The sequence below is a fragment of the Alkalibacterium psychrotolerans genome, from assembly GCF_054784355.1.
Genome location: NZ_BAAGPH010000061.1, coordinates 1 through 775, shown reverse-complemented (window position 1 = coordinate 775; position 775 = coordinate 1). Strand labels below are relative to the sequence as shown.

The 775-nt window shown below is 41.2% G+C and carries 1 protein-coding gene; it reads right to left on the bottom strand.

The features are described from left to right. Window positions 1–563, bottom strand: a 563-nt coding sequence (locus ACYVLS_RS08870) for a DDE-type integrase/transposase/recombinase (protein ID WP_460323693.1), incomplete at its 3' end; no start/stop codon positions are given. Window positions 564–775 lie beyond the last annotated feature (212 nt).

Sequence of the window (775 nt, the reverse complement as noted above, 5' to 3'; positions counted from 1 at the left end):
GCCAGTTTGTAAATAGGGTTTCCGTCAACGATGAGGTTTAAATCCTCAGGGATTTCGCTAGCTATATAGTGGTCGAGCACATCGTGAATGGCCCTGATTGCTAATTCAGTATTGCGTTTTTCAGACACTCTTTGGGATAAGATGATTTTATTCTTTGCATCGAAGAAGTAACAGATATAGTGCCATTTTTTCCCGACACGGATGTAGGTCTCGTCTCCACAGATCTGATCAGAAAGATCATAGGGGTAGTGTTGAGTAAGGGTGTAAAGTTGAGCCCCTGCTGCTGCCGCGTAGTTTAATATCGTCTGTCTACCAATCTTTACTCCGTGTATGTCGTAGATTAATGCGGCAACCTTAGGTGCAGGAAGGCCGTAATTAACGTGGTAGGTCAAAATCTCACCTAATAATCGAGGTGAGGCATGAATGCGACTTAAGTCAACTGGCGATTCAATCAGTCCATAGGACTTGATGTCCTCGAGTTTTAAATTAAACTGACGATAGACGTATCGTAGCTTTAAGTAGTATGGTGCGACAGTATAGAGTTCCTTTTGCTCCTCACTCAACTGGTTTAACGCCTGAATATAATAAGGACAAGTGTCGTTTTTACACTTGTAGATGTCGAATTCAGACCGTTGTTTAATCTTCTCAAGACACTTCTCACAGTGAGGACATTTGAGAATGACATCTTTAGAGTAACGATTCTTCGAATTAAATAAAGCAGAACAGACTTTGCACTGATATTGTCCGTGCACACCATTATTCTTATAGAGATAGT